We start from the raw sequence: 24,630 nt of genomic DNA on the forward strand, positions 1-24,630 counted from the left end.
GTGTATTCCTAAGAGCTTGCAGAATTATAGGGTCTAATTCACGCCACTTTATTTCGTAAAGATGGAACTGTACAAAAAAAAGGGCCGGTAAACCGGCCCACACTCTCGTCATGCTGACATGAATAACGAATTAAAATCGTGCAGTAAAATCTGCACCGTACATCCTCGGCATAAAGCGCCATGCAGGGCTAGCCCCGATTGCAGCGCCGGTACCGCCGTAACCACCGGCTATTTCTTCATCGGTTAAGTTCTGCACCCAAAGAGCTACCGAATAGTTATCAGAATCACTGTTCCAGGCTGCTCGCAAGTTAAATAATTGATAATCATCCACTATGCGGGTTCTATCGGTGATAGAGCCAATCCGTTCATCGGTCCAGTTGTAATCCCCCCGGAATACGAGCTCCCCACCGGAAGCCAAGTCAAACGTATACTCGGCCATCAGGTTGAATTTGCTCTCAGGGGTGGAAACCCTGGCCTGGCCGACCTTGGAATCCTCCTCGGTTTCGCCAATAGCCGTTATTATCTGGTAGTCCGTGAATTCGGTGTCTAGATAGGAGTAGTTACCAGCAATGAACAGGCTATCGGTAGCCGCCCACTGCACCTCTATCTCGGCACCGGTACCTTCCGCATCGGCATTTCTCAGGTTGTAGCTGGGAATTGGGTAACCGACCAGGTCCAGCTCCTGTAAGTTTTTGTACTCGTAGGTGTAGACGGATGCATTCAGGCGTACGCGGTTGTCGAACAGATTGCTCTTCAGGCCCACTTCCAGATTGACCACATCCTCCTGATCGAAAGACGACTCAACGCCCGGACCAAAGTTAAGACTGTTAAATCCACCGGCTTTAAAACCATCCGCCAGGGATATAAAGGTCATCATCTCGTCCGTCCAGCGATAGTCGAGCACGATGCGGCCGGAAATATCACTCCAGCTATCGCTCAACTTGGAATTAAGCTCAGGCTGACCATTGTTGTAGAAGGCAATGCCGAAAAGCTGTGAGCCCAAGTCAATTGCTGGTAGCTCTATACTGCCAACCTTATTGCCTTTTTCATCGAGAAGATCAACTTCTCCGCCAGATAGTGACAGGGGAATGCTGTTGCCATAGGCGGTTTGGATAGTGAAATCTTTCTTATCGTAGGTGTAGCGAGCGCCCACCGTGAGATCCATCTTATCGGTGATACTCCAAGTCATATCACCATAGATCGCAGTGGAGCGATAATCACCGGTGTTGCGCACACTCTCATTCCAGGGCGCATCGGAGGCTATCCAAGGCTGGAAACCCGCCATCATCTGCCCTACAACCTGATCTGCTTTAAGCATGCTGCCTGTGACATAGTCTGGCGCACCCAAGGCAAATAACAGCTCATCCACCTGACCACTTTGCAACATCAGGTCGTAAACAAAAGTCGCACTAGCGGCGCCCTCTAGCCCCATCGACTCATAATACTGCCGATTAATAACCGCCAGGTCCTCCTGCTGGGTCTGAGTCAGATCTGGGTATAGCGCTTTGACGCCTTCATAAACCGCAAAGGATTCAACAGAACCGGTTGTGAAATAAGCGTAAGTCGTATGGTCCAACTCTTCTTGAGAATAAGAGGCCCCCAGAGTCCATTTAACCGTATCGGTAGCACCATTGAGTCGGAATTCCTGCGAGAACTGACTCTGGTCATCGGTATTGGCAGACCCAAACATATGGTCTGGGTTAGCGGTGCCATCTTCATCCTGCTGCAAGTGCGCATCAAACTTTCGATAAGCGGTAATTGAGGTGAAGGTGAAATTATCAAAATCCTTACTCACCGTCAGAGAGGTACTGAAAGAATCCCTGTCTTCAATCGTGGGTGTATCGAGGGCGTAGTCCCCAAATACATCGGTCTCCCCTTTCAGACTTGGCACGATGGTTGTGCGTAAAGCACTGCCTTGGTCCATAACACCATAATCAGCACGCCATAGAACCTCGATATCCTCTGCGGGCTCCCATAAAACGGATGCCCGGTAGGTCTGGGTGTCCTGATCTCCTACGGAGAAACCACCCGCCAAATTATCCGCAAAAGGATCGCGGCGGTTAGTGGATGCCGAGAAGCGGGCATATAGCGTATCGGTCAGCTGGCGGTTGAGAAGCAGATCGGATGATTGGCGTCCGTAGTTACCAGCGGTGAGGTTAAGCTCAACCGAATTATCTGCCTGGGGCTTGGTTGTAATAATATGAATGGCCCCGCCAGTGGCATTGCGCCCAAACAGCGTACCTTGTGGACCTTTTAGAACCTCTACCCTTTCGATATCTGTCAGGGGGATTTCGGCACCGGCACCACGGCCGGTGTAAACGCCATCCACATAGACAGCAACAGCCGGGTCAGATCCCACAGTCCAATCGTTGGTTTGAATACCGCGGATACTATATGTTGGCTGCAAGGCGGTATCGTTATGCATCTCAACGCCTGGCGTATATCGCCCCAGGTCCGTCAGATTTTTGACACCGGACTCTTTTATATTGTCCCCGGTAAATGCAGAAATCGCGATGGGTACATCCTGCAGGTTTTCCGCGCGCTTCTGCGCTGTCACCACGACCTCCTCGATTTCCGCAGCTTGAACGCCAGCACTCACAGCGGTGAGAAAGGCTATAGCCCCAGAGAGGATGGAGAGTTTAAATTGACGGTTTTTTACGGTGTTACCAACATCGTGCATCATCGCGTCCTCGCATTTATTGTTATACAGCGTGATGTTCTGGTTTATTATTTTTGTTATTCCACGCCATCTTACGATTGCGTTTTTGGATTTAAAACCCCGATATGACCTTTTTCTTTTGACTGGTCAGTATTGTGAAGGATTGCGCGAAAAGACAGGTAATTAGGCGTAAATAGCTTGTTATTACCGTCACCAAAAGTTACTAACGTGTGTTCTCTAGTAACTTGTTTATTTAACGTGATAAAAGCGATCCGATTTGACCGGCATTGATTAAAGCAACCACTGCACGGAAAAAACTTATGGTGCGCCCGTCTTATTTAAGTTCATCTTATTTAAAGAGCCGCGCAATGTATTTACTCATTGCAACTATGGTACTCATTACTGTCCTCCTTCTTGCAGCCTGGGCCTGGTGGAGACAGAGCCTACCTGTACTCGAAGGCAGTATCGTCTCTGGGCAACTGTCTGAACCCGCGCTCATACATCGGGATCAGCAGGGTGTGGTAATGATCCAGTCCAGTGACCGCAATAGCTCCGCCTTTGCCTTGGGCTTTTTACATGCCCAGGAGCGCTTCTTCCAAATGGACCTGTTGCGACGAAGCTCCGCGGGAGAGCTGTCTGAACTGGTAGGCCCGGCAGCACTGAAAAAAGATAAAAAGGTGCGCAGGCATCAGTTTCGCAAGCGGGCCGAAAGGAATATTGAGGCAATGCCCGAGACGCAGCGCCAACTACTCGATCACTATGTACGCGGAGTAAACTTCGGACTGCTACAGCTTGGCAGCAAGCCCTGGGAATATTTTCTTTTAGGGCAGGACCCCAGGCCCTGGAGCGCCGCCGACAGTCTGCTGACGACCTTTAGCATGTACTTAACACTGCAAAGTGAAGAGGGAAAATTCGAAAGGCGCGATACCGCTCTCGCCGATCTCTTACCGCAAGACCTTTACACATTCTACTTTCCTGCCGGAGGTATCTGGGATGCTCCGCTAATTGGCGAGGAGGAGCCTATTAGTACTGTCCCAGAAACGCCAATTTCTTCATTGCTGGGTAAAAACGATCCTATTGCCTACCAGACCATGGAAAGCGATGACAAAGTTTACGGCAGTAACAACTGGGTGGTTGGTGGGGCCTTAACTGAGCACGGTGGCGCCATCCTCGCTAACGACATGCATCTGGGGCTGAATGTACCCAACATCTGGTTTCGCGCAGGCTGGAATATTCCTGGGACCAACAGGACTATTCGCGGAGTTACCCTACCGGGAGGTCCGATCGTGGTGGCCGGAAGCAATGGCGCAATTGCCTGGGGCTTTACCAATACCGGCGCAGATTGGGGTGACCTTATTCCCCTGGAATTGAACTCAGACACCACCCAATACCTGACCCCAGATGGCTGGCGGGATATCACTCTCGAAGAGGAAATTATCAAAGTAAAAAGTGCCCCCGATGAAGCACTCATAGTGAAGAAAACTATTTGGGGGCCTGTTATCGGGAAAAACCACCGTGGAACCCCTCTCGCCTATCGCTGGGTTGCTCACGATATCCCCGCTGGCAATATGAATTTATTGCAGATGGAATCTATCACTACCACCAGGGAAGCATTAAACCTTGGTCCGGCAATCGGAATACCTCACCAGAACCTTCTTGTAGGCGATCAGAAAGGCAACATTGGCTGGACAATCGCCGGGCCTATCCCCAAGCGGTTTGGCTTTGATGGCAGCCGCTCGGTAAGCTGGGCCGAGGGTAAAACCTACTGGGATGGCTATCTCACCACAGAGGAACAACCGCGAATTTATAACCCTGCCAATCATCGCCTGTGGAGTGCTAATGCCCGAACCGTAGATGGAAATTGGCTGAAAATCATGGGCGATCACGGCTATGCCCTCGGAGCCCGCCAGCAGCAAATACGCGATAACCTACTCGCCCGCCAGCAGTTTGATGAACAATCTCTGTTGGATATTCAGCTGGATGACCGCGCCATTTTTCTGCAGCGCTGGCAGCAACACCTGACCGAATTCCTGCGAGGCCGGGAAGGTTACAGCGAGACTTATCAATTAGTACAGAACTGGGGAGGACGCGCCAGCCCCGACTCGGTTGGGTACCGTATTGTTCGCAATTACCGCCTTAAGTTTATGGAGTTGTGCACCGCCCCTATTCTTACTTTTATGCGCAAATCCCAGCCCAACTTTTCTTTCGGTCAATTAAAGCGTCAATTCGAATACCCGATCTGGACTCTCACACAAGAAGAACCTCAACACCTGCTCAACCCCGATTTTGAATCCTGGACAGCACTTAAATTAGCCGCACTTGATCAAGTTCTGGAAAAAATGTCGGCAGACGAACTACCCCTGATACAACAAACCTGGGGCGAACACAACACGGCTTCTATCCGGCACCCACTAGCGAGAGCCATATCAGCCATAGATTGGTTTACCGCAATGCCCGAGGACCAACTGGCTGGGGATACCCATATGCCCCGTTTTCAATCCCCAACTCACGGCGCCTCAGAGCGAATGGTTGTCTCACCAGGGCGGGAGGAGTACGGTATTTTCCATATGGCAACAGGGCAAAGCAGCCACCCGCTTTCCCCATTTTTTGGTAAAGGCCATAGCGACTGGGTAGAAGGAAATCCCTCTCCTTTAAAAGAGGGAGAAAGCCGTTACCAGCTGAAACTGCAATAACGAAAAATGCCCAGCCTAGAAATTCTGGCTTAGATGCCTTAACGGCCAGCACCTTTCCAACTCACACTGCAGCACAAACTCGTGCCGCATTAGTGCATTGGCAGAGTTGCTGGATTAACAATAGAAAAAATCAGGTGGTCTCATCCAAAATTGCGAAGGATAAAAAAGCGGTAAAAAAGGTTAGACCAAGCACTAATGGTAAAACCGGAAAACACAGCATGATCAGGGAAACCCCGGTCCACAGCCAGCGCACCAGATCTTTCTTTTGACGATATTCATAGCTGTAGCGGCGGGTATCACAATCCAGCGGGCCAAACTGCGGAAGCTCTGGCTGTTGTGGGAGAAAGAATCGCACAAAATTGGTGCAATAAAAGCGAATCATCGCCAGCAGCATGGCACTTATACCTGACGGAAAGACCTTTTCAGTATAGTTTCTGTCAGGGTAGATTCAGTGCCAACGCAAGAAGCCATAGGCCGATTTGAAACTGCGGGCACTAGCCTGGCTGATACCAGCTCAGTTTTTCATGCAGGCTGACGACACCACCGATAATGGTGAGCGTAGGCGCCCGTACGGCTTTTTCATGTGCCAGTGTGGGTAATGTACTGAGGTCACCGACGATCACTCTTTGTGCCTGGGTAGTGCCTTTTTCAATCAGCGCCGCAGGAGTGCTTACCGGCAGACCATGGTGAACAAGCTCTGCACAAATTTTTTCCAGTCCCGTTAATCCCATGTAGAAAACCAATGTCTGGCTGCCAGAGGCCAGCTCTTTCCATGGCAGGTCGAGACTTCCCTCCTTGAGGTGACCAGTAATAAATCGCACGGATTGTGCATGATCTCGATGGGTCAATGGAATACCCGCATAACTGGCACATCCAGCCGCAGCGGTTATTCCCGGTACCACCTGAAAGGGAATCGAAGCATCAGCCAGCTTGTCGATTTCTTCTCCACCACGCCCAAAAATAAAGGGGTCACCACCTTTCAGGCGCAGTACTTTCTTACCCTGCTTGGCCAAATCGACCAATAGCTGATTGATGTCGTCTTGCGGTACGGCATGAAACGCCTTTCTTTTACCGACATAAATACGCTCGGCATCTCTGCGCACCAGATCCAAAACCTCAGGGGAAACCAGTCGGTCGTAGAGCACTACGTCAGCTTGCTGCATTAAGCGCAGCGCACGAAAGGTCAATAAGTCTGGATCTCCCGGCCCACCGCCAACCAGGTAGACCTCCCCTGGCGGATTGGGACTCCCCTGCCAATCTTGCAAAGCGCTAAAAAATTCCTTCTCTGCATCCGTCAGCTGACCCGACTCCACCCGGCGGGCAACAGGACCGGCAAAGACCCACTCCCAGAAATTCTTACGACGGGCTTCCGGTAGTGCATCTTTTACGTGAGAACGCATTCGTGAGGCAAAATCCACCAGTGATGCAATCCCCGGCGAAAGTAGTGCTTCCAGCTGGGCTCGAATACGGCGGGCCAGAACCGGAGCTGCCCCGCCACTATTGATTCCGATAGACAGATCGCCGCGTTCAACAATCGCCGGAAAGGTAAAAGTACAAAGTTCCGGAGCATCTACAGCATTCACTGGCAAGCGACGTCTCTGCGCATCCCTGGATACACAGCCATTGACCTCAGGACTGTTTGTGGCAGCGATCACCAACTCGGCCAAATCCAAATACTCAGCAGAATAGGTTTCCCGATACCACTGTCCTTTGGAATCAACCACTATCTGTTGTAATTCTTCTGTGATATCTGGGGATACCACCCATATTTGAGCCCCCGCCTTTTGCAACAGACGAGCCTTACGTGTGGCTATGGAGCCACCTCCAACGATCAGGCTGGGGCGATCTTTTATATCGAATGCAAGCGGGAGATAACGCACGGATTAATCCATCAAACAAGCCGGTGAGCAGTATTCTACTCAGCAAAGAAAAAAGGGCGAACACATTGTTCGCCCTTTTAAATCACCGCATTTAGACAGCGGAGATAACCTCTTGGCCGCGCATATAGGGGCGCAGCACTTCGGGCACCTCGATACTGCCATCCTCGCGCTGGTAGTTTTCCAGCACCGCGATCAAAGTGCGCCCTACTGCCAAACCGGAGCCGTTTAGTGTGTGCAACAACTCGGGCTTGCCGGTTTCCGGGTTACGCCAGCGCGCCTTCATACGGCGTGCCTGGAAATCGCCAACCAGGGAGCAAGAAGAGATTTCACGGTACTTGTCCTGGGAGGGAATCCAGACTTCGATATCGTAAGTCTTACGCGCGGCAAATCCGATATCACCGCCACACAACACTACAGTGCGATAAGGCAGGTTCAGCTTTTGCAGAATCGCCTCAGCATTTTTGGTAAGGGTCTCCAACGCCTCTTCGGACTGATCCGGGCGCGCTGCCCATACCAGCTCTACTTTTTCAAACTGGTGTTGGCGAATCATGCCACGGGTGTCGCGGCCGTGTGAACCGGCCTCGGAGCGGAAGCAGGTTGTGTGCGCTACCAGTTTGTGCGGCAGCGAGTCGCTGTCCTCAACAATATGATCGCGATACATATTGGTCAGCGGTACTTCCGCGGTAGGAATCATATAGAAGCCGCGCTCATCGGTGAGCTTGAACAAATCTTCCTCAAACTTTGGCAACTGAGAGGTTCCGTACAGGGAGTCACTGTTGACGATCACCGGTACATTGGTCTCTTTGTAGCCATGCTCTTCGACGTGCGTGTCGAGCATAAATTGGGCAAGGGCACGATGCAGGCGCGCCACCTCACCGGACATCACTGCAAAGCGCGAGCCAGTGAGTTTTACCGCCATTTCGAAATCGAGACCGCCGAGCTGAGAGCCCAGATCAACATGGTCTTTGACCTCAAAATCAAAAGTACGCGGCTGCCCCCAGCGACGCACCTCTACGTTATCATCTTCACTCTCGCCTTCAGGGACAGAGGCATCCGGCAGGTTGGGGATCGCGGAGAGAATCGCATCCAACTCTTCCTGTAACTCAGACAACGCCTGCTTGGCATTTTGCAGTTCGCCCCCGAGAGACTCGACTTCTTTGAGCAAAGGAGCAATATCTTCTCCGGCAGCCTTGGCCCGCCCGATATTTTTCGATTTGCTATTGCGCTCGTTTTGCAAACTCTCGGTGCGCACCTGCAGCTCTTTACGGCGCTCCTCGAGGGCTTCCAGTTTGGCAGTATCCAGTTCCACACCGCGCTTTTTCAAGGCTGCGGCCACTTGGTCCATATCCGTGCGAATCAGTTTGGGATCGAGCATCGTTTCCAGTTCGCCTGTAATCAGGCTCCTACAACAAAATTAAAGTAAATATTGGTTAAAAATAACGCGTCGCCAGGGCGACTGCGGCTCCTGTGGCCGCCAGGCAGCAAATGAGACTGCCAACGATATAGCCAAGAGCCATCAAAGGCTGGCCATTGTGCCACAGTATCAGGCTCTCTAGGGAGAAAGTGGAAAAGGTAGTCAGTGCACCGAACATTCCTGTCATGATCAACAGGCGCCACTCCTCCCCAAGCATTGCCCTGTGAGTGATCAATATGTAGGCAATACCGATAAGGAATGATCCGAGCACATTCACGATTAATGTGCCGAGTGGGAATTTCCCGTTGAATACCGGATAGGTCCAGACAGTAATCTGGTGGCGAAGCATTGCCCCCAAGGCACCACCTATGGCGATGGCGAGCCACTGCATAGATTTTTCCTTCTAATCCTTTCGACTTTCTCTAATAGCTAGCGCTAAGGTTTGTTTTTATAGCGCTGCTCAGCACTTTCACTGTTAAGACGTCGCAGCACCTGCAACTTTTCAGAAATCTTTAGCTCCAGCCCACGGGGTACAGGCTGGTAATACTGCCTGTCTGCAATCTCTTCGGGGAAGTAGTTCTCTCCCGCCGCGAAAGCATCGGGCTCGTCGTGGGCATAGCGGTACTCTGCACCGTGAGACAGACTCTTCGCCAACTTAGTGGGGGCATTGCGTAAATGAACGGGCACTTCGTAACTGGGTTCGCGGCGTACATCGGCCACTGCGCGTTTATAAGCACTGTAAACCGCGTTACTTTTCGCTGCGACTGCAAGATAAGTAATTGCTTGCGCAATAGCCAGCTCCCCCTCCGGGCTACCGAGACGCTCCTGGACATCCCAGGCATTCAGAGCCAACTGCAGCGCGCGTGGATCGGCATTACCAATGTCTTCACTGGCCATACGCACTACCCGGCGGGCGACATATAAGGGATCGCAGCCACCATCGAGCATGCGCACAAACCAGTAGAGCGCTGCATCGGGATCTGAGCCCCGCACAGATTTATGCATGGCAGAAATCTGGTCGTAAAAATAATCACCGCCCTTGTCGAATCGGCGCACATCGGCGCTGAGTACTTCGCTGAGTACGTCTTTATCGACCACCAGCCTACCGCCCTCTTCCCTGGCCAGGTCGCAGGCGACTTCGAGTAAGTTCAAGGCGCTGCGTGCATCCCCATCGGCCGCGCGGGCAATCTTGCCCAAAACATTTTCTGGCACATGGACACTTCGCTCGCGTAATTGATCATCCGCCTGCAGCGCATACTGCAGTAGCCCAAGCAAGTCTTCTTCAGGAATACTGCGCAGCAGATAAACCCGGCAGCGGGACAGGAGCGCATTGTTCAACTCAAAGGCCGGGTTTTCAGTAGTGGCGCCAACAAAAGTCACGATGCCCTCTTCCACATAGGGAAGAAAAGCATCCTGCTGCGCTTTGTTGAAACGGTGTACTTCGTCGACAAAAAGAATGGTGTTACGGCCTGACTGCATTCGCCGTTGTTCGGCTTCAGCAACTGCCTGCCGAATATCCTTCACTCCCGCCAATACTGCAGACAGGGTGGCGAAGTGCGCATCACACTCTGCCGCCAACAGCCGGGCAAATGTGGTCTTGCCGACGCCCGGCGGCCCCCACAAAATCATCGAGTGCAACTGGCCACGCTCAACTGCTTCCCGCAGAGGTTTTCCCTTGCCCAATAAATGTGATTGGCCCACATAGTGGGCCAGGGAATCGGGCCGCATTCTCGCGGCCAGTGGTTGGTGCGTCGGCGGAGTTTGAAACAGATCACTCATCTTTGATTATGTCTGTACCAGCGGGTGGCTTGAAATTAAAGAGGGACTCAGAAAGTTTGGGATTTGCTTTCATGCTGTTGAAGACAATCTCGGTTGTCTGCCCCATGCTATCGCGTACTTTCATAGAGGATGGCAAACCATCTTTAGCAAAACGGATTTCCATCGACTTAAACGGCGCCTTTGGATTCTTTGGCACCAGCTGGTAAACACCCTCTTTTAAGGTCACATCGAAAGATTTGCGAATATCCTCAACCTTGCCGCCGAGTAACAGCGCTGGAGTCTCTTTCATGCGCTCATCCACCGGACGAACGGTGACTTGCTCAAGATCCGGGTCATAGAGCCATAGAGTTTTATTATTGGTCACCAATAGTTGGGCATAAGGCTCACCTGTTTTCCAGCGTAACTTACCCGGACGCTGCACAGAAAAGTTGCCGTTGCTTTTTTGCGAAACCTTGCCGCGCTCATCAATCAAGGTCTGCTTAAAATTTCCAGACAGGGAAGACAGGGGTTGCAGTAGTTTGCCGAGATCTTCGGTAGCGTCGGCCCAGGCTGCACTGGTCACAACCGTCAATGCCACCAGCAAGTTGCGTAGAATATTCTTCATCATTGATTTCCAGTGTGTTGATTTCCCTAAAGATTAGCCAGCAAGAAGTGAACCGTAGCTTAACTGCGATTGGCGCTGCCCCCTCTTATGCGGGGGGCGGAGCCAACACTTCACGGTTGCCATTATGTCCAGCGGGCGACACAACGCCAGCAGCCTCCATGGCATCGATAATTCGCGCGGCGCGATTGTAGCCGATGCGAAGCTGGCGCTGCACTGAAGAGATGGACGCTTTGCGCGATTTGGTGACAAAAGCAACGGCTTCATCGTAAAGAGCATCAGCCTCAGGGTCATCTTCATCACCGCCCTCGGACTGCAGACCAGGCACTGGAATACTGTTGTTGCTGTCATCAACGATACCGTCGATATATTCGGGCTCACCCCGGCGCGTCCAGTCTGCGACGACTTTATGTACCTCATGGTCGTCAACAAAAGCACCGTGAACCCGCACTGGCACCCCACTGCCTGGAGGCAGGTAAAGCATATCGCCGTGGCCGAGCAGTTGCTCGGCGCCGCCTTGGTCAAGAATGGTGCGAGAATCCACTTTGGAGGAGACCTGGAAACCGATACGGGTTGGCACATTGGCCTTGATCAACCCGGTAATCACATCTACCGAGGGCCGCTGGGTAGCTAACAGCAGATGAATACCTGCGGCCCGGGCTTTCTGTGCAATACGGGCAATCAGCTGTTCCACCTTTTTGCCAACAATCATCATCATGTCGGCAAATTCATCAATAACAACCACGATTGCGGGCAGAGCCTTAAGTGCAGGGGCGGTTTGCTCTTCAGCCGGAACACTGGAAGCAGGATCTGGCTCCCAAATAGGGTCCAGAATCGGCTCACCGGCTTCTTCTGCCTCTCTTATCTTGCGATTAAAGCCCGCCAGATTGCGCACCCCCATCGCCGCCATCAATTTATAGCGACGCTCCATCTCACCCACACACCAGCGCAAACCATTGGCCGCGTCATTCATATCGGTGATCACCGGGGTGAGTAGGTGGGGAATACCCTCGTATACCGATAATTCCAACATCTTCGGGTCCACCAAAATCAGGCGGACCTCCTCCGGCGTGGACTTATATAACAGGCTGAGCAGCATCACATTGATGCCCACGGATTTACCAGAACCGGTGGTACCGGCGACTAGGAGGTGGGGCATCTTAGCGAGATCCGCCACTACCGGCTGACCGGAAATATCGTGCCCAAGCGCCAGAGTCAGAGGCGATTTGGCATTTTCATAAACATCGGCGGACAGCACCTCACTGAGGCGCACCATCTGCCGATTCTCATTGGGAATCTCAATACCCACTACCGATTTACCCGGGATCACCTCCACCACACGGACACTGATTACCGCCAGGGATCTGGCCAGGTCTTTAGCCAGGTTGGAGATTTTACTCACCTTTACCCCTGGCGCCGGCTGGATCTCAAAGCGGGTCACCACGGGGCCTGGCAGTACCGATACAACCTCGGCTACCACACCAAAATCTTTGAGTTTCAACTCCAGCAAACGAGACAGTGCTTCGAGGGACTCCCGGGAAAAGCCCGGCTTCTTATTCTGGTCGGAGGGGTCGAGAAGTCCCAAAGGTGGCAAGGTTCCAGTCACAGGCCCAGCCTTGAATAGTTCACCCTGCTTTTCCTTTGCCGCCCGGGGGCTCTGCTTCGGCTTTGGTGCCGTCGCTTCGATCTTGGGTGGAATGCGTTTGGCTGTGCGCTGCTTTTCTTCTTCCACGGCAGCTTTGCGTACCACTATAGCTTCCCGCGCCACCCGTTGTTCTGTGCGCTTCTGACGCCACTGCTTGTAGTAGCTAGCCAACCAGGCAATAAGCCCCAACACATTGCGGCCGATGGATTCCACCAGCTTGAGCCAGGAAAGACCGGTAAACACGGTGGTACCAATAGCGAAAATCGCCAGCAATAGAATGGTCGCGCCAACATAACCGAGACTCCCCTCCAGGGAACTCGACAATGCATCGCCAATGATCCCACCATTAGTGAACGGCAGTGGATTTTCCGCAGGGGAAAAACAGAGTGTCGCCAAAGAAGCGCCACTGACTAGCAGAAGGGTCAGACCAAAGACTCTAAGTGCAAGCAGAGGAGCATGAAATCGCGCATTGCGATCGCGCAAGATTTTATAGGCGCGCAAGCCGATCAACAGAGGGAACAGGTAAGCCATCCAACCCAATAGTGAAAGGCACACATCGGCGAGCCAGGCCCCAGCCGGTCCAATGGCATTGTGAATTTTTCCTAACTGACCGGTATGGGACCAACCTGGATCCTGGGAGTCATAACTCAGCAGGCTGATAGCCAACAGTAGTGCACCCGCTAGCAGACTGATTAATGCACCCTCGCGAACCAAGCGGGCGACGAGTGAATCCGGCAATACACCGCTCTTCGCGGAATTTTCTTCGGTTGCGCTCTCGGCCTTCAATGGCTTACCTCAATAATCTTTGTTGTTACTTTCTGGCACTTGTAATAAACGGAAATCGCTACTTAAGCGATTTCCTCGATGGCCTAATTATCTTTGATTTATGCTGGTTTGTATGTGCGATATATACAAGCCGGAATCTTAAGGGAAATATCCTCTCCAGTATCCCGCCAACACAACGAATCTCTTATCTCATGGGGCACTCTGTCGCGGGCAAAGTTATTCAGTATTTCTAGTTTGCTGGAGTCTCCACCCAGCTCGGCGACCAGGCTCGCTCGGGTGCTGTAAGTGAATTCAGCCTGAAATATTTCCTCACATCCACTGAATCCAGCACTTTTAAATAGCCAGGATAACTGGTCCTGCCTGGGGAAGTAGCGGTTGAATGCTTGAGATTCGCAGCCAGCCAAAATGCTGGTTTTTCGTACGATATCTGTAAATACATCCTGTATCACACCGGTGGCAGGCAGCAATTGCCAAATAATGAAGCGCCCCCCCCTCTTCAGAACTCGAAAGACATTCCTCATTACCAACGGTTGATCCAATTGGGGCACTTCGTGCAATCCCATTTTGAGCACTACTGCATCAAAAGATTCCTTTTCATAAGGCAACGCCCTGGCATCACCCACAGTAACATCGACAACCCTTTCACGCACTTTTGGGTCAATACGCTTGAGCTGGGAGTGGTGGGTATCGCACAGACTGAGAGCAATCTCCATTGACTTTTTATCACCATACTCCAACAGCAACTGGCTGACCGCTCCACTGCCGCTCATTAAGTCCAGTACTTTGTTTCCCTCTCTGAGATCCAGCGCTTCGAGTAGTTTTGCTTTCGATTCGGGTGAAGCCACGAAGGCGTCTAAAGCATCATGGGAGAGGACATTGTACCCATCCGCCACAATATCGCATCTGACCTGCAGCTTGAGGGATGCGAACAACTCCACTAGATCTGGAGGGCCATGCAAACTGGCAATATGACTACCGTCAGGCCCTAAATCGACAGAAAGCCTCAAGGAGAAAGTGTCATCCAGGATTTCCGACACAAATACCTGTGCTTCATTACTGAGACTGAAGGTAAATGTGGGGTGGCCAATCAAGTTACTGCCCAGATTCAACGGTACTATTTTTCTGCCCTGCCTCATGGCTTCGCCCTTTGGCCGTTGTTATGCATCCGAAATTTGGCTAATTACCAAAAGGATGAAAACACCTCCTCCGAGCCCTCTTGTGACCAAATACAAATACTTTATAAGACCTTTCGGGCAGACTTCACATTAAATAAATCGCAATTTATTCAATAAAAACAAGGAATTATTAGCAATTATTGATGTCATTTCTGGATAGATAGAACCGGACCGACCCGCCGTAGCGACCCAAATAGCACTTCCCAATGGCATAAATTGAGGCAAACTATTTCGCCGCATTGTCACTATCGCCTATTATATCGGCCAATCTAATAGCTTTGGCTGATTAAAATATGGCCAGCTAGGTGGACCCCCAGTTCACTGGGTAAACTTTGCACTCAGACAGGTTTAAAGAGAGTTTCATGAGCAACAACCATCATCGACTGATTATTCTCGGTTCTGGTCCTGCAGGCTACACAGCAGCCATCTACGCAGCCCGCGCAAATTTGAACCCCGTAGTGATCACCGGCATGCAGCAGGGTGGACAGCTGACTACTACCACAGAAGTTGAAAACTGGCCCGGTGGTATCGCCGACCTGCAAGGTCCCGACCTGATGGTGCAAATGCAGCAACACGCCGAGCGTTTCGACACCCAGATTATTTTCGACCACATCGAGTCTGTAGATCTGAACAACCGCCCATTCACCCTGAAGGGCAATGAAACCTACACCTGCGATGCACTGATTATTGCCACAGGCGCCTCTGCTCAGTACCTGGGCCTGCCCTCCGAGGAAGCCTTCCAAGGCCGCGGCGTCAGTGCCTGTGCCACCTGTGATGGTTTTTTCTATCGCGATCAAAAAGTGGCGGTAGTAGGCGGCGGCAACACCGCTGTTGAAGAGGCCCTTTACCTGTCTAACATCGCCAGTGAAGTCACACTGATTCACCGCCGCGACGAACTTCGTGCGGAAAAGATTCTGCAAAATCGCCTGATGGACAAGGTGGAAAACGGCAATATCAAACTTTGCTTTCACCACACCCTCGACGAAGTTCTTGGGGATGACAGCGGTGTCACTGGTCTGCGCGTTCGCAGCACACAGGACGACTCTACCAAGGAGCTTGAAGTCTCCGGTGTGTTTATCGCGATTGGCCACAAGCCCAATACTGATATTTTTAAAGATCAGCTGGAAATGAACAACGGCTATATCATCGTACAAAGTGGCCTGGAGGGTAACGCGACCCAGACATCTGTGCCCGGTGTGTTCGCTGCAGGCGATGTGTCTGATCATATCTACCGCCAGGCGGTCACTTCCGCCGGAACTGGCTGTATGGCAGCTCTGGATGCCGAGCGTTTCCTCGACGCCTAATAAGCGCTTCTGCCCCGGGTATCCACAAGGCTACCCGGGCCTCTTCAGGCCCAGGACAGGTATCAGTTTGTGGCAAGGAATACCCAAAGCCGCCTGATGTGGCTGGATCACAACCATATCGATTTCCCCCCTACCCAGACTGCTCTCGACGACCCCAATGGGCTACTCGCTGCGGGTGGAGACCTCACACCAGACTGGCTGTTAGCAGCCTACGGACGCGGTATCTTTCCTTGGTTCTCCGATGACCAGCCCATCCTATGGTGGTCACCCTCGCCACGCTGCGTGGTGATACCCAGTGACTTTCGTATTGGTCGCAGCCTACGCAAGACGCTGCGCCGAGGTACATTCTCGGTCACATTTGACCAGGCCTTCGAAGCGGTCATCGAGGGCTGCCGCGCCCCAAGAACCGCTGAGGATGGCACCTGGATCACCGATGAAATGACCGAGGCGTATGTCGATATGCACCACCTTGGCCATGCCCACTCCGTCGAAGTATGGCGCGACGGGCAGTTGGTTGGCGGGCTTTATGGCATAGCCATCGGTCGGGTATTTTTTGGCGAATCAATGTTTCACCGGGAGACGGATGCTTCCAAAGTCGCTTTTGTCCACCTCGTTCGCCAATTAGAATTGTGGGGCTGCCCTCTCATCGACTGCCAGGTAAGCAACCCTCACTTGAACAGTCTCGGGGCCGTTGAATTGTGTCGTAGGGACTTCGAACACTTGCTGGAATGCGGCCTGGCACAACCCGCCTTCCCGCAGCCTTGGGAACTTTCGTGGACTTATGGGTAAATATTCTCAGCTCGACTCGGTCCGCCTGCTGGCAACCCTGCCCCACCCATGTGGCTACCTGCCGGACAGGGAGGCCACAACGGTATTTGTGGACCCGCAGACAGAAGTAGACCAACGCCTGTACAACCGCCTTTCAGAGCTGGGCTTCCGCCGTAGTGGTGCCTATCTCTACCGACCGCAGTGCGCCACCTGCAGAGCCTGTGTACCCGCCCGTGTGCCTGTGGGTCTTTTTGTACCGGATCGCAACCAGCGGCGCTGCTGGAAGCGCAATAAGGATCTGGATATCTTTCATATCGAATCCATCGACACAGACGAACATTACGAGCTGTACGCCCGCTATATCGAGCAGCGCCACGCCGACGGAGAAATGTACCCTCCCAGCCGCGAGCAATATCGCAGCTTCTTGAGTCCAGCCTGGGGGGCCACACGCTATATCGAACTGCGTGCGCGGGGGCGCCTGGTGGCTGTAGCGGTTACCGACCTTCTCACTGCTGGCCTGTCGGCCATCTATACTTTCTTCGACCCGGATGAGGACAAACGCAGCCTCGGCAGCTATTGCATTCTCTACCAGATCGAATGGGCCAGGAGGCTGGGCCTCTCCAATCTCTATTTGGGCTATTGGATCGAGAAGTGCCACAAAATGGCCTATAAAAGCCAGTTCAAGCCGATAGAAATGCTCACAGAGAACCGCTGGAGCTTGAAGTCTCTATAGCCCCATTACACGCGCCCTTTGCTCTATTCTGCCTTTTCGTGCAAAATGCTCGCCCGTCGAGCCGCGGCTAGGCAAGATTGCCTCCGGGGTAAAGGTCTGATCAAGTTTATTTGAAGGTTGCTGCCGCATGGCAAAAGACGATTATATTGAAATGGAAGGCGAGGTGATCGACACCCTGCCAAATACCACTTTCCGCGTAAAGCTGGAAAACGGACACGTGGTCATTGCGCACATCTCAGGAAAGATGCGTAAAAACTACATTCGCATCCTCACTGGCGACAAGGTCAAGGTGGAGCTTACGCCCTACGACCTGAGCAAAGGCCGCATTACGTACCGCGCCCGTTAATTCGCTCGCCAGGCAAAAGCCTCCAAGGCGATTTGCTGTGATACAAAAAAGCCACCTTACGGTGGCTTTTTTGATGGGCTTGCAAGCAAAATCAGGCCGGAACCGCCGTCTTTATGGATATTTCGTCATTTTCTATGACGACCACTACACGGCCACCCTCTTCCGCCAACTCCCCAAACAGAACGGACTCCGCCAGGGGTTTACGCAACTTGTCTCGTATCAAGCGGGACATTGGGCGAGCACCCATTTTCTCATCATAACCGCGAATAGCCAGCCACTCGCGGGCCTCATCTTCCACGATCAGGGTTACACGGGAGTCATCCAGCTGCGCCTGCAACTCGACAATAAACTTATCCACCACTGTTTTAACCACATCCAATGGAAGAGCACCAAATTGGATAATGCTGTCGAGGCGGTTGCGGAACTCGGGGGTAAACATCTTTTTGATCTCCTCCATACCATCGGAGGAGTGATCCTGACTGGAGAAACCGATAGATCGACGGCTCATCAGTTCAGCACCAGCATTCGTGGTCATAATCAGGATCACATTGCGGAAATCCGCTTTGCGCCCGTTATTGTCCGTCAGGGTCCCATGATCCATCACCTGCAGAAGCAGGTTAAATACTTCGGGGTGAGCCTTCTCGATCTCATCGAGCAACACCACACTGTGAGGATGCTTGGTCACCGCATCGGTTAACAACCCGCCTTGGTCGAAGCCCACATAGCCGGGAGGCGCACCAATCAGACGGGAAACCGTATGGCGCTCCATATACTCGGACATATCGAAGCGAATAAGCTCGATCCCCATGACCTTGGCCAGCTGACGGCAGAGCTCGGTCTTACCGACCCCTGTAGGGCCAGAGAACAAGAACGAGCCTATGGGTTTCTCCTCCGCACCGAGTCCTGCACGACTCAGCTTAATGGCCGTACTGAGCGCTTCAATCGCCCGATCCTGACCAAAGACCACCATCTTGAGATTATCGTCTAGTCGCGATAACTGCTCCTTGTCCGAAGCGGAGACACTCTTCGCCGGGATCCGAGCCATTTTGGCTATCACTTCTTCGATCTCACCAACACCAATCACCTCTGTGCGCTCCTCGACGGACAGCAGGGATTGATAGGCCCCCGCCTCATCAATCACATCGATCGCTTTATCGGGCAGGAAACGCTCGGTGATATGACGGCTGGAGAGCTGGGCGGCGGCATCGAGGGCGGCATCGGTGAAACGCACTTTGTGATGATCCTCGAAGCAGCTTCTGAGCCCCTGCAGTATCTGTACCGTCTCCTCTACCGAAGGCTCACTGACATCGATTTTTTGAAAGCGGCGTGAGAGCGCGCGGTCTTTCTCGAAGATCCCGCGGTATTCGGTAAAGGTGGTGGAGCCAATGCAGCGAAGCTGACCGCTGGAAAGCAGTGGTTTCAGCAGGTTGGAAGCGTCCATAACGCCGCCGGATGCTGCGCCGGCTCCAATAATGGTATGGATCTCATCAATAAACAGGACTGCATGCTCGCGTTTCTTCAGCTCGGCTAACAATGCTTTGAAACGCTTCTCAAAATCACCCCGATACTTGGTTCCGGCCAGTAGAGAGCCCAGATCGAGAGAGTAAATGGTACTGTCTTTTAATGGCTCTGGAATATCCTCATCCACAATTCGCCTGGCCAAGCCTTCAGCGATTGCTGTTTTACCGACGCCGGATTCACCCACCAACAGGGGGTTATTCTTTCGGCGTCGCGCGAGGACCTGAGTAACCCGTTCAACTTCGGGACCACGCCCGACCAGCGGGTCGATTCGACCGAGGATTGCCTCCTGATTCAGGTTGGTTGCATAGCTCTCCAGGGGGTCAGAGCCTCCGGGTTCGGTACCGGTGCTGATCTCCTCTTCCACCTGCTCCTGGGTGGCATCTGAACCATGGTGATGATTGTGGTTGTTGCCGCTGGAACCGACCCTGGAAATCCCATGGGTGATGTAATTGACTACATCAATGCGCGCAACACTCTGCTGCTTCAGATAGTAAACGGCTTGGCTTTCCTGTTCACAGAAAATGGCGACCAACACATTAGCCCCGGTAACCTCTTTTTTACCCGATGACTGAACGTGGAAAACGGCCCTCTGCAATACCCTTTGGAACCCCAGGGTAGGCTGGGTCTCGCGATCGGTATCTGCCTCCGGGATTAACGGCGTGGTAGAGTCCACAAACTCCAACAGTTCGCGGCGCAATGCGCTCAGGTCGGCCCCGCAGGCATGCAACACGTCAGCAGCCGACTCATTGTCCAGGAGCGCCAGCAACAGGTGCTCCACAGTCATGAATTCGTGCCGCTTCGCTCGTGCACCCTTGAACGCCAGATTGAGCGTTACCTCTAAGTCCTTGCTGAGCATTTAAACCTCAAACCCTAATCGCCAATATTCCCCGCCGACTCCGCTGGTAGGCGCGCACCCTTTGCCGGCATCTATCTCCTGGCTGATTCCTTTCAGGTGACGGGACCCTTGTGCTAAAGCAGCTTTAATATAAATCAATCGTCTTTACTCTCGTCCGCCTCTATCTCACACAACAACGGATGCTCATTCTCCTGGGCGAACTGATTAACTTGCGCGGCCTTTGTCTCCGCTATATCCCGAGTATAGACACCGCACACTGCTTTTCCCCGTGTGTGTACTTGCAGCATCAACTGTGTGGCGCGCTCACGGTTGACCCCAAAAAATAACTCCAGAGTCTCCACAACAAAGTCCATGGGGGTGTAGTCATCATTCAACATGATGACCTTATACATAGGCGGGCGTTTGAGCCGTGGCGGCGCCTCTTCCAGTGCGAGCCCGCCATCGGAACCCTCACCCTCTAAATAATCTTCTCCAGAATCACTGGAGCCTAGTTTAATGACCTGCAAAATACTCATAACAATTATCAATGTGTTCTAACGAGCTTTAGTAGCACGACATGCTCAACCATCAACGACCTGCCATTGTAACCTTATTTGACCAACGACACAGGGACATCACAGCCTCAAGCGCAGCTTCTTGACATTCCTATAGCAGTTGACTACAAGAGGTAGTGCCTGCTCATTCACAGCCATTAGTCGCAGATAGGATCGCAGTCGATTAATCCGCAGGTCAAATAAATATAAAAACTCTGTAAGGTGGCCGATAGGTCACTCAGGCAATTAGAGGGAGTTCGTTATGCCTACTGGTACCGTGAAGTGGTTCAACAACGCTAAGGGATATGGGTTTATTCTTGCAGATGAAGGAGGGGAGGATCTGTTCGCGCACTATTCCGCAATTCAGATGGAAGGCTACCGAACCCTGAAAGCCGGCCAGCAAGTTACCTTTGATATCGTCAGAGGTGACAAAGGCTATCACGCCGCAAATATTTCTACCGCCGCGGCGGCAGAAACCACGACTAGCAGCCAAAGCGCCAGCGTTAATGCAGATCTCAGCCGCTCTGAGACAATCAGAGAGAAAGAGGCGGAAGCGCTCGACTAAGCTGTTGAAGCTGCGCTGACAGACCCACACCAACAAAAAAGCCCTTCGCTTTACAGCAAAGGGCTTTTTTAGTTAGGGCCGGATTAAACAATCCAACCCTAAATCAGCCAATTAGGCCATGTGCTTGATGACTTCGTCACCAAATGCGGAGCAGGATTTCAGCTCGGCACCATCCATCAGGCGCTCGAAATCGTAGGTTACGGTCTTGGCTTCGATAGCGCCTTCCATACCCTTGATGACCAGGTCTGCAGCTTCGTTCCAGCCCAGGTGACGCAGCATCATCTCAGCGGAAAGAATCAGTGAGCCCGGGTTTACCTTATCTTGGCCAGCGTACTTAGGCGCAGTACCGTGAGTCGCTTCGAACAGAGCAACATCGTCGGACAAGTTCGCACCCGGAGCGATACCGATACCGCCAACCTGCGCAGCCAGTGCGTCAGACAGGTAGTCGCCGTTCAGGTTCAGGGTGGCAATTACGTCGTACTCAGCAGGACGCAACAGGATCTGCTGCAGCATCGCATCGGCAATCACGTCCTTAACAACGATCTCTTTGCCAGTTTTCGGGTTCTTGAAGCTGTGCCAAGGACCACCGTCCAGCGGCTGAGCGCCAAACTCGTCGCGAGCCAGCTCATAACCCCAATCGGCGAAGGCACCTTCGGTGAACTTCATGATGTTGCCTTTGTGTACCAAGGTTACGGAATCGCGATCCTGGTCCACAGCGTACTGGATAGCCTTGCGCACGAGACGCTTGGTACCTTCAGAAGAAACCGGCTTAACACCGATACCGCAGTTCTCAGGGAAACGGATTTTCTTAACACCCATCTCGTCCTGCAGGAACTTGATAACTTTCTTGGCTTCGTCGGTGTCAGCTTTCCACTCGATACCCGCGTAGATGTCTTCGGAGTTTTCACGGAAGATCACCATGTCTACCTTGTTCGGCTCTTTCACCGGAGAAGGTACACCGCTGAACCAGCGCACCGGGCGCTGACATACGTACAGATCCAGCTCCTGACGCAGGGCTACGTTCAGGGAACGGAAGCCGCCGCCTACTGGAGTGGTCAGAGGGCCTTTGATGCTGACAACGTAGTCTTTGATCGCTTCGAGGGTTTCAGCTGGGAACCAGTCGCCAGCGTAAGTCTCTGCGGCTTTCTCGCCGCAGTAGATTTCCATCCACTCGATTTTCTTGTCGCCGCCGAAAGCTTTCTCTACCGCCGCGTCGATAACCTTGCGCATTACCGGGGTGATATCCACACCGATGCCGTCACCCTCGATGAACGGAATTACCGGGCGATTCGGAACATTCAGCGAACCGTCGGAATTGACTGTAACTTTTTCGCCGTCTGCCGGCACTTGGATGTGACCCATATTGCGTAAACTCCCAAAATTCTATGACTTTTTAGGTCCAGCGTTGCTTGCACCGCTCCCCCGGGACCATTGGGCGGGGATAAAAATCGGCGGGATTATAGCAGCATCGGCTAATTTTTGTAGTTGGATTACAATACTCAATTTTTCTTATGCCCAAGATCATTCTCCTAAACAAACCTTTTGGCGTGTTAAGCCAATTCACAGATCCCCAGGGTCGCGCCACACTTGCGGACTATATCCCGCACAAAGGCTTCTATGCCGCCGGACGGCTCGACTACGACTCCGAGGGTCTCCTACTCCTCACTGATGATGGAGCGCTACAACATCAAATCAGCCATCCAAAAAGAAAGATGGCGAAAACCTACTGGGCCCAAGTTGAGGGGGACATCACCGATGATGCCCTGATGTTCCTGCGCCAAGGCCTAGATTTGAAGGATGGACGCACAGCTCCTGCTAAGGCCCGCAGACTCTCCGAAGTCGATCTGTGGCCGCGCAATCCCCCAATTAGAGAGCGCAAGTCCATCCCCACCAGCTGGGTAGAGCTCATTATCCATGAGGGCCGAAACCGCCAGGTGCGACGCATGACCGCCGCAGTCGGCTGCCCCACCCTGCGACTGGTGCGTATGGCGATCGGCAATTGGAAGCTCGATGCTCTGCAGCCGGGACAGTACCGCTCAGAGGAGGTTTTCTCTGCGCCTAAACCAAGGCCCTATCGCAAAACGAAGCCACCTCAGAAGCGCAATCGCCCCCGCCGGGGGCAGTAAGCTATAAAGCAAGATAAAAGCGGCCTTGGTCAGAAGCACGATTCACAGGTAAAATTCGCCCCCTTTCCATCTCAGTGAAGTAGTGACTGTCCTTCTTATGCCTGATTCCACGCACAACAAACTGCCAAAGCGCGTCATCGTCGGTATGTCCGGCGGTGTGGATTCCTCTGTAGCCGCACTCCTGCTTATGCAGCAGGGCTACCAGGTGGAGGGCTTGTTTATGAAAAACTGGGACGAGGACGACGGCACCGAATACTGCACTGCGAAAGCGGACTTGGCCGATGCCCAGGCTGTTTGTGAAAAGCTGGGCATTAAACTGCACACCGCCAATTTTGCAGCCGAGTATTGGGATCATGTATTCGAATACTTCCTGGCAGAATACAAAGCCGGCCGCACACCGAACCCAGACATTCTGTGTAACCGGGAAATCAAATTTAAAGTTTTCCTGGAATATGCCGAAGTTCTGGGCGCGGATGCCATTGCCACCGGGCACTATGCCCGCCGCCGTGATTTAGAAGGTCGCTCCTACTTATTCAAGGGGTTGGATGGCAACAAAGATCAAAGCTATTTCCTCCACGCTGTTGGGGAGGCAGAGTTTGCTCGTTCACTGTTCCCATTAGGGGAACTGGAGAAACCCGAAGTGCGGCGTATCGCCGAGGAAAATGGCTTTATCACCCACAACAAGAAAGACAGCACCGGTATTTGCTTTATTGGCGAACGTCGCTTTAAGGATTTCCTGGAGCAGTACCTGCCCGCCCAGCCGGGCGACATGGAAACGCCCGAAGGCGAAGTTATGGGGCGTCACGCCGGCCTGATGTACCACACCATCGGACAGAGACAGGGGCTAGGTATCGGTGGCGTAAAAGGTGCAGGCGAAGAACCTTGGTATGTCGTGGGTAAAAACCTGGAGCGCAACGTATTGATTGTCGCCCAGGGGGCGCACCACCCCTTGCTCTACGCCACTGGCTTGACGGCAACCCAAACCCATTGGATCAATAGTGCTGCACCAGGGAAGTCTTTCCGCTGTCAGGCGAAAACTCGCTATCGCCAGCCGGACCAGGATTGCATCGTACAAGTACAGGAAGATGGAAACCTAGTTGTGGAATTTGATGAGCCTCAACGTGCAATTACTCCAGGGCAATCTCTGGTCCTGTACGATAGAGAAAAATGCCTCGGCGGCGCAGTGATAGAACAGGCAACCGGTATAGGCACCGCCGTACCAGAAAAGTACAAGAAACACTAAGGA

At 52.6% G+C, this 24,630-nt stretch carries 20 protein-coding genes; 8 read left to right on the plus strand and 12 right to left on the minus strand.

Annotated elements, in window-relative coordinates:
• Positions 1-130: 130 nt before the first annotated feature.
• Positions 131-2,683 carry a TonB-dependent receptor gene (locus ACXAFI_RS09625; RefSeq protein WP_444922012.1) on the minus strand — a complete coding sequence of 851 codons (2,553 nt, stop codon included), beginning with the start codon at positions 2,681-2,683 and terminating at the stop codon, positions 131-133.
• A gap of 344 nt (positions 2,684-3,027) precedes the next feature.
• On the opposite strand from ACXAFI_RS09625, the gene ACXAFI_RS09630 reads away from it, so the two are divergent.
• The gene (locus ACXAFI_RS09630; RefSeq protein WP_475108633.1) at positions 3,028-5,352 is read left to right on the plus strand and encodes a penicillin acylase family protein; all 2,325 of its coding nucleotides are present in this window, start codon (positions 3,028-3,030) and stop codon (positions 5,350-5,352) included.
• 130 nt (positions 5,353-5,482) lie between these two features.
• Here the strand turns inward: ACXAFI_RS09630 and ACXAFI_RS09635 are convergent, their stop codons facing one another.
• The 8 genes from ACXAFI_RS09635 to ACXAFI_RS09670 all read right to left on the minus strand — a co-directional run bounded on the left by ACXAFI_RS09635 (position 5,483) and on the right by ACXAFI_RS09670 (position 14,593).
• Positions 5,483-5,746, minus strand: a complete 264-nt coding sequence (locus ACXAFI_RS09635) for a hypothetical protein (RefSeq protein WP_152453472.1) — start codon at positions 5,744-5,746, stop codon at positions 5,483-5,485.
• Between the two features lie 100 nt (positions 5,747-5,846).
• Entirely contained in the window at positions 5,847-7,232 is a 1,386-nt protein-coding gene (gene cysG, locus ACXAFI_RS09640) for a siroheme synthase CysG (protein WP_475108634.1), read from the minus strand.
• 91 nt (positions 7,233-7,323) lie between these two features.
• On the minus strand, positions 7,324-8,607 hold the full coding sequence (gene serS / locus ACXAFI_RS09645) for a serine--tRNA ligase (RefSeq protein ID WP_475108635.1): 1,284 nt from the start codon (positions 8,605-8,607) through the stop codon (positions 7,324-7,326).
• Between the two features lie 55 nt (positions 8,608-8,662).
• Entirely contained in the window at positions 8,663-9,037 is a 375-nt protein-coding gene (gene crcB, locus ACXAFI_RS09650; RefSeq protein ID WP_152453466.1) for a fluoride efflux transporter CrcB, read from the minus strand.
• A 44-nt stretch (positions 9,038-9,081) separates the two neighbouring features.
• The gene (locus ACXAFI_RS09655; protein WP_475108636.1) at positions 9,082-10,425 is read right to left on the minus strand and encodes a replication-associated recombination protein A; all 1,344 of its coding nucleotides are present in this window, start codon (positions 10,423-10,425) and stop codon (positions 9,082-9,084) included.
• A complete protein-coding gene (lolA, locus tag ACXAFI_RS09660; protein WP_475108637.1) occupies positions 10,418-11,029 on the minus strand; it encodes an outer membrane lipoprotein periplasmic chaperone LolA in 612 nt (203 codons plus the stop codon). The genes ACXAFI_RS09655 and lolA overlap by 8 nt, the downstream gene beginning before the upstream one ends.
• Positions 11,030-11,114: 85 nt before the next feature.
• Positions 11,115-13,457 carry a DNA translocase FtsK gene (locus ACXAFI_RS09665; protein WP_475108638.1) on the minus strand — a complete coding sequence of 781 codons (2,343 nt, stop codon included), beginning with the start codon at positions 13,455-13,457 and terminating at the stop codon, positions 11,115-11,117.
• Positions 13,458-13,555: 98 nt separating this feature from the next.
• Positions 13,556-14,593: a class I SAM-dependent methyltransferase gene (locus ACXAFI_RS09670; protein ID WP_475108639.1), complete on the minus strand. Its 1,038-nt coding sequence runs from the start codon at positions 14,591-14,593 to the stop codon at positions 13,556-13,558.
• Between the two features lie 401 nt (positions 14,594-14,994).
• Between ACXAFI_RS09670 and trxB the strand changes: the two genes are divergently transcribed.
• The 4 genes from trxB (at position 14,995) to infA (ending at position 17,783) form a co-directional block, all read left to right on the plus strand.
• Positions 14,995-15,936, plus strand: coding sequence for a thioredoxin-disulfide reductase (trxB, locus tag ACXAFI_RS09675; RefSeq protein WP_444922003.1), 942 nt, complete (start codon positions 14,995-14,997; stop codon positions 15,934-15,936).
• A gap of 96 nt (positions 15,937-16,032) precedes the next feature.
• Positions 16,033-16,725 carry a leucyl/phenylalanyl-tRNA--protein transferase gene (gene aat / locus ACXAFI_RS09680; RefSeq protein WP_475109809.1) on the plus strand — a complete coding sequence of 231 codons (693 nt, stop codon included), beginning with the start codon at positions 16,033-16,035 and terminating at the stop codon, positions 16,723-16,725.
• Positions 16,718-17,437 (plus strand): arginyltransferase, encoded by a 720-nt coding sequence (locus tag ACXAFI_RS09685; protein ID WP_444922001.1) that lies wholly within the window; start codon positions 16,718-16,720, stop codon positions 17,435-17,437. Before aat ends, ACXAFI_RS09685 begins: the two co-directional genes overlap by 8 nt.
• A gap of 127 nt (positions 17,438-17,564) precedes the next feature.
• Positions 17,565-17,783, plus strand: coding sequence for a translation initiation factor IF-1 (gene infA, locus ACXAFI_RS09690; protein ID WP_010130378.1), 219 nt, complete (start codon positions 17,565-17,567; stop codon positions 17,781-17,783).
• A 91-nt stretch (positions 17,784-17,874) separates the two neighbouring features.
• Here the strand turns inward: infA and clpA are convergent, their stop codons facing one another.
• Together clpA and clpS are read right to left on the minus strand one after the other, a co-directional pair.
• Complete coding sequence (clpA, locus tag ACXAFI_RS09695) at positions 17,875-20,160, minus strand: ATP-dependent Clp protease ATP-binding subunit ClpA (RefSeq protein ID WP_444922000.1); 2,286 nt, start codon at positions 20,158-20,160, stop codon at positions 17,875-17,877.
• A gap of 134 nt (positions 20,161-20,294) precedes the next feature.
• Complete coding sequence (gene clpS / locus ACXAFI_RS09700; RefSeq protein WP_152453452.1) at positions 20,295-20,675, minus strand: ATP-dependent Clp protease adapter ClpS; 381 nt, start codon at positions 20,673-20,675, stop codon at positions 20,295-20,297.
• 280 nt (positions 20,676-20,955) lie between these two features.
• Here clpS and cspD point away from each other — a divergent pair, with 280 nt between their 5' ends.
• Positions 20,956-21,258: a cold shock domain-containing protein CspD gene (gene cspD, locus ACXAFI_RS09705; protein WP_444921998.1), complete on the plus strand. Its 303-nt coding sequence runs from the start codon at positions 20,956-20,958 to the stop codon at positions 21,256-21,258.
• 111 nt (positions 21,259-21,369) lie between these two features.
• Here cspD and icd read toward each other — a convergent pair whose 3' ends face one another.
• The gene (icd, locus tag ACXAFI_RS09710) at positions 21,370-22,620 is read right to left on the minus strand and encodes an NADP-dependent isocitrate dehydrogenase (protein WP_475108640.1); all 1,251 of its coding nucleotides are present in this window, start codon (positions 22,618-22,620) and stop codon (positions 21,370-21,372) included.
• Positions 22,621-22,769: 149 nt separating this feature from the next.
• Between icd and ACXAFI_RS09715 the strand changes: the two genes are divergently transcribed.
• The gene (locus ACXAFI_RS09715; RefSeq protein ID WP_475108641.1) at positions 22,770-23,384 is read left to right on the plus strand and encodes a pseudouridine synthase; all 615 of its coding nucleotides are present in this window, start codon (positions 22,770-22,772) and stop codon (positions 23,382-23,384) included.
• A 97-nt stretch (positions 23,385-23,481) separates the two neighbouring features.
• A complete protein-coding gene (mnmA, locus tag ACXAFI_RS09720; protein WP_475108642.1) occupies positions 23,482-24,627 on the plus strand; it encodes a tRNA 2-thiouridine(34) synthase MnmA in 1,146 nt (381 codons plus the stop codon).
• Positions 24,628-24,630 lie beyond the last annotated feature (3 nt).

The organism is Microbulbifer sp. ABH2_005 (assembly GCF_056160005.1).